Annotated in this window: 4 protein-coding genes; all 4 read left to right on the top strand. The window is 41.1% G+C overall.

What is annotated here, in order from left to right; translation table 11 throughout:
- Nucleotides 1–1,041 precede the first annotated feature (1,041 nt).
- Nucleotides 1,042–3,426, top strand: a complete 2,385-nt coding sequence (locus FWJ59_RS07275) for an endonuclease MutS2 (protein ID WP_414481287.1) — start codon at nt 1,042–1,044, stop codon at nt 3,424–3,426.
- An 18-nt stretch (nt 3,427–3,444) separates the two neighbouring features.
- Entirely contained in the window at nt 3,445–3,942 is a 498-nt protein-coding gene (locus FWJ59_RS07270) for a DUF523 domain-containing protein (protein ID WP_414481288.1), read from the top strand.
- A gap of 12 nt (nt 3,943–3,954) precedes the next feature.
- On the top strand, nt 3,955–4,749 hold the full coding sequence (locus FWJ59_RS07265; RefSeq protein ID WP_414481286.1) for a hypothetical protein: 795 nt from the start codon (nt 3,955–3,957) through the stop codon (nt 4,747–4,749).
- 251 nt (nt 4,750–5,000) lie between these two features.
- Nucleotides 5,001–6,128, top strand: a complete 1,128-nt coding sequence (locus FWJ59_RS07260; RefSeq protein WP_414481285.1) for a hypothetical protein — start codon at nt 5,001–5,003, stop codon at nt 6,126–6,128.
- The last annotated feature ends 15 nt before the right edge of the window (nt 6,129–6,143 follow it).

Raw genomic sequence — 6,143 nt, 5'->3', positions numbered from 1 at the left:
CCGCTATACAAAGGCAAGGATGACCGCTGTGAGGTGGAATCTGCAAAAAACCGAGGTAAAGTTTTGACCCGACGGACAGGAACCGCGTATGTAATTGAATTAAAACGAAAGAATTTGTCTTACTGGAATTCGACAGCAAATAAACATAGCTATGCAAGAACTTGATCTATGATACAGGAATTTTTAAAGAACTGTCGAATAATAAATCTATAGGGAGAAGGATGTCGTGAGACTCCAGAGAATTTTGCTTTATCAGAGGTCGACGACAAAAAAATATCGTAATGTTCTGTTACTTCTATATTTGAAAATGGGGTTTTGACCCACTTATAGGGACGGAAACTCTAATGTAAAAGTGAATTGGATAGCTTCAGGTACTGGTTTATGACGACCCACTTATAGGGGACAAAAATTATGGCTTATTTATCCAGATAACCGAATTTGCAATAAGTTTTTGAACCCGTGCATAGGGGACGAAAACTCTTTTGATTTCATTTCAATCTATTAAAATCGTCTGCCAGTGTTTTTGACTTATTTGTAGGGGATAGAAACATGAGTGACACAAACAAGATAGCGTCATCTGTTTTGAGTTATTTTGCTATATGTATGACCCAGAAAAAACGTGAGCGGATAAAACAGAGAGGATGAGAATGCATAGAAACAGCAAGGAAAGCGGGTAAGCACTTGAAAAGGCCTAGGATAGATCTAGAAACAATTAGTGAAAAGCGAAAGGAACCCTAAAGCACTATTACCAGAGGTGTAGGAATGGAATAATAATATCAGACTTTTATCCAGAGAGTAAGGCTCCAAAAAGAATTTGCATGTTGAAATTAGCTATTGACACCTATTATCTTATTTGCTTTGCTTCTCTCCTAAAAGTTTGAATAACTGGCCGTCTTGAGGCGGTTTACTTATTGCATTTAGTAGGTGAGAATGTTATCCTAATTGAAGGGTACGATAAAAAAGGCTATTGACCTGTTATAGCAGGATAACCAATAAAGATTGACTCTAAAATTCTAATAGTAAAAGTCGAGGGAATGAGTTGTGAATGAGAGAACCTTCCACGTGCTTGAATATGACAAGATTATAGGCATGCTTATGGAGCATACGGTATCGGTGCCGGGGCGCGAAATGGCACAAAGTTTGGTCCCATATACCGATAGGGATAAAATTATTTCAGCCCTGGCAGAGACAGAAGAGGCCTTAAAGATAATGGTCAAATATGGGATGTCTCCTTTAGGGGAGTTCCCCGCCATTCGCATGCATTTGAGGAGGGTGGAAAAAAAGGCGACATTGAGCCCCGAGGAATTGCTGGACATAGGGTGCGTGTTAAGGACTTGCGCCAGCCTCAAAGATGCCTTTAAAAGCAGGGAAGGTTTAAATGATTCGGGGCTTACCATTATTCCGGGGCTGGTATATCAGTTAAAGCCACATAGTGATTTGATGGGCGAGATATTCAGGTGTATAGAACCCGACGGGCGGATAGCCGACAATGCCAGTCCTGAGCTTCATGGTATCCGCCGTAATATAGCGCGGTGTCAGGAAAAAATAAAGGAGCTTTTGAACCGCTATATACAATCGCCGCAGTACCAGAGATTCCTTCAGGAGCCCATTGTCACCATAAGGAATGGCAGGTATGTCATTCCCGTAAAACAGGAATATCGTTCCAGCCTGCCTGGCCTGGTCCATGACCAGTCGGCCAGCGGGGCCACTTTGTTCATCGAGCCCATGCCGGTAGTGGAAGCCAACAACAGGCTTAAGGAATTGATGCTGGAAGAAAAGCGAGAAATTGAGCGCATTTTGGGCAGGTTAACGGAGGAAGTATGGAAGGTTAGGGAGGACATAAGCACTTCGTTTGAAATCCTGAGCAAGCTTGACTTTATATTTGCCAAGGGCAAATTAGGATATTCTATGAGGGGCATGGTGCCCAAAATAGTGGAGGACGGTAAGGTCAAAATAGTAAATGGCAGGCATCCGTTGATACCCCCACATCAAGTGGTACCCATAAGCCTTAATCTGGGATATGATTTTAATACCCTGGTGATCACTGGACCTAATACGGGCGGTAAAACCGTAACTTTGAAGACGGTGGGGCTGTTTGTGTTGATGGCGCAGGCCGGCCTTTGCTTGCCTGCCGATTACGGTACCGAGATAGGCATATTCCAAAAGGTTTTTGCTGATATAGGTGATGAACAGAGCATAGAACAAAACCTCAGTACTTTTTCCTCGCATATGGTAAATATTGTATATATCGTTGATAAAATAGACAGAAATTCTTTGGTGTTGCTGGATGAGCTGGGAGCCGGTACTGATCCCACAGAAGGTGCTGCTCTGGCCATGGCCATCCTTGAGTTTTTGCACAACAGCGGCGCTAAAACTGTCGCCACAACCCACTACAGCCAGCTTAAGGTATTCGCCATGATGAATCAGGGGATGGAGAACGCATCCATGGAGTTTGATGTGGAAACATTGAGCCCCACGTTCCGCCTGCTTATAGGAATACCGGGTAAGAGCAATGCCTTTCAGATATCCAGGAGGCTAGGGCTTAAAGAGCAAATTATCGAAAAGGCCAGGGAATTCTTGACGCAGGAGGATATCCGGTTTGAGGATTTGATTTCTGACCTGGAATACAATAGGATCAAGGCTAGGGAAGAACGGGAAAAGGCTAAAAAGTATTTGAAGGAGGCGGAGAGGGCAAGGCAGGAGCTTGCCGAGAGGAAGTCCGAGCTTGAGTCGGCGCGCCAGCAGATACTTCGAAAGGCCAGAGAAGAGGCCAGGATGATATTGCGCCAGGCTAAGGAAGAGGCCGATCAGATCATCAAAGAGTTGAATAAACTATCGCAGATGGCCGCCGAAAAGGAACGCAACAGGGCCATGGAGCAATACAGGATGAGGTTGAAGCAAAGCCTGGATAGAATAGAGAATGAACTTGCTGGAGAAACCAGGCAGTCCCACCAGTATTATGAACCGGTTAAGGAGGTACGCCTGGGCGAGACGGTGTATATAAGCACATTGGGCCAAAAAGGACAGGTACTGACCCTTCCCGATGACAACGGCGAGCTCATGGTTCAAGTGGGCATAATGAAGGTGGCTGTCAAGCTTTCGGATGTGAGAAAGGTTGACGAGAAGAACGATGCAGCAACTGCAGTGATATCGTCTAAAATGCCTTCTCCCAAGTTGACCGCCGTTTCGCCGCAGATAAACATAAGGGGGCAGACGGTAGATGAAGCTTTGATGAATGTGGATAAGTACCTGGATGACGCTTTTTTGGCCGGGTTAAAACAGGTGACCATTATTCACGGCAAGGGGACGGGTACGCTAAGGGAGGCAGTCCACCAATACTTGCGCAATCATCCCCATGTAAGCTCCTTCCGTCTTGGGAAATATGGCGAGGGTGAAAGTGGCGTTACCATAGTGCAGCTAAAATAAAAGAGCGAGGTGAACTGCATGATTTTGGTAAGCGCGTGTCTGGCAGGGATATGCTGTAAATACAATGGAGAAGATAATGGAATCCCCATTATCAAAGAGCTTGTACGCCAGGGCAAGGCCATTCCGCTGTGTCCCGAGCAATTAGGGGGTCTGCCCACGCCCAGGCTGCCGGCCGAGATAAAAGGTGGCAACGCCCACGATGTTTTGCAGGGCAAGGCTTTGGTGGTCAGAAAGGATGGCGTTGATGTCACTGAGAATTTCATAAGGGGTGCAAAACAGATTTTGAGATTTTGTCAGGAGATGGGAATAAAGCGCGCTGTCTTAAAGGCTAGGAGTCCTTCCTGCGGCAAAGGGATGGTATACGATGGAACATTTACGGGAAAGCTTCAAGAAGGAAATGGCATAACAGCCCAATTGCTTATGGATAATGGGGTTGAAGTTTTGACTGAGGAAGAGATTTTAGAGGACTTGTTACGCTCGCATAAAACATCTGTAACTATGCCCAAAATAAAATAATTAATGCAGTAAGTGGATAAGAATGATGGGGGATTGTATTTTATGAAAGACCAATCATTTTTTATTAAATTGTTTATTTCCTTCACGTTCTTATTGGTAGTGATAACTGTTTTCTATATTTTTGTATACGAAAAAGTGGTAATAAATAGTTCTAAAGAAGAGATTGGCATAAATTATATAGGGAAATTGAAAGTAGCGGAAAAGATTACAGCGGAGTTTAAAAATGCCGTTCAAGAAGATGTTGTAAGGCTGGCGGCTAGTAATTCTATAAATGCTCTTGTACAACTAAAGAATCTAAAAAGAGATGGTAAGCTAGTTTTTGATAGTCAAGCTTTGACAAAGCTTTCGAATGCGCAAAAGTCGATTTTAGAGGTGATTAATGCTAATATAAGGTATGAATCAATCTATTTGTATATTGAAGATCTAGGACTTTGCTTGACCAGCAACCAAGGGGTGATTTTTAATGACGATATAAAGAATACGGGTTGGTTTAAAGCCTATACTCAATACAAAAATGACAGGAAACCTTTAGGATGGATAGATCCTATGTTGAGCAGGGAATACGATGATGTAGTTTATTCCGGTTATAATTATGTTATAACGTATGTGTTCCCTCTGACTCCTTACATAAGCGCCTTACAAGGGGCGCTTGTGTCAAATATAAAAGAAGATGCATTATCAAAGCTTATCAACACTGATGATATAAACAAGGAAGGATATATTTTTATCATTAATAACGATGGAAAGGTTGTGACTCATGTAGATAAAAATTATATAGGTTGCAATATCTCCATAAGAGTTACATAGAGAAAATATTAAAGAGCAATACGGTTGACGGATACTTTATCGATGAGATGGAAGGAAAAAATATTTTGTTGTCATATTATAAATCCCTTAACGATAATTGGGTCTATATAGGCGTTTTTTCTTTGGAACCCTTGCTTAGTAAGATTGATAGTTTGCGTACGAGGTTTATTTATCTCTCTGTGCTAATAGCGTTATTGAGCATTTTGAGCGTTTATTTAATATCAAAAAAGTTGTCTAGCCCGATAACCAAGTTGATTCAAGATATTAAATTCAATAAAGGAATAGACGTTTATGATAGCAAGGATGAAATGATAATACTGAGAAGGGCTTTCGAGTCGCTTTCGAACCAGTTAGCCCAAAATAAAATGCATATCAAACAGATTTATTTAAGTAATCTGTTGAACGCTAGTTATAGCTACAGCAACGTTGACAATGATGGGTTGGCTGGTGAATATTTTAAGCATCGACATTTTATATGTGTTTCTGTAATGATAGATAAATATCGTGACTTTGCTAATAGATATGGAGCAGAAAGGCAATATTATTTAAAGATGTTGATAATAAATATTGTAAAATATGTCATAGGAAGGGAATATGTGTGCGAAGGAGTGAATTTGGCTGGAGGAGAAATCGCATTTATCATCAATGTAAGCGATGACCGCATGCATCAAATATACGAGGATTTAGAGAGGTATTTCTGCGAGATACAGAGCGAGATTGGCAAGATATTGGATTTCACTGTATCGGTGGGAATTGGAAGATGTTATGAAGGGATATCAAAAGTACATGTATCGTACATGGAGGCCAAACAAATGCTCAAATGGAGATTGGTCTTTGGCCATGGGAGCATCATTTTGTGGAATGAGGAATTTGAAAATTACAGCTATTATTATCCATATAAGCTAGAAAGGAACATAATAAATCAGCTGGAATCTAGGGATATAAATAAAATTGAAGAAACTGTGGCTGAATTGATAGGACAGTTAAAAGAAAGACGCGATATATCTTGCGACAATGTTTTACTGGTCATAAATCAACTGGTGGGAAATACCATAGTAAAATATCTTACCGAACTTAAGTTAGATATGAACGAAGTTTTTGGCCATGATTTTAATGTATATAGTGAACTTTCCAGTAAAGAGACATTGGATGAAATAAAGGTTTGGCTTGTCAATATGTATAAGGCTATAATAGATTTCCTCGTGGTGTACGAGAAAGAGGAAGATGAAACTGTCAACAAGATAATAGATTTTATAAAGAAAAATTACAGAAATGATATAGGAATCCAAGAGGTGGCCAACTTTGTCGGGCTCAGCTATTCTCATGTTAGGAAAGTGTTTGTTTGTTGTAAAATAAAAATGGACAGAGTTGCAAAGTAAAAATCCCCACTTTTG

The organism is Caldicoprobacter sp. (genome assembly GCF_047459465.1).
In the GTDB taxonomy this organism is placed as follows: domain Bacteria; phylum Bacillota; class Clostridia; order Caldicoprobacterales; family Caldicoprobacteraceae; genus Caldicoprobacter.
The sequence above is the reverse complement of the archived record's forward strand: the minus strand, read 5'-3'. Positions and strand labels throughout refer to the sequence as shown.

Bases quoted from the DNA above. Each gene is read 5' to 3' on its own strand.
- FWJ59_RS07270 (WP_414481288.1), top strand. From the start codon at position 3,445: ATGATTTTGGTAAGCGCGTGTCTGGCAGGGATATGCTGTAAATACAAT.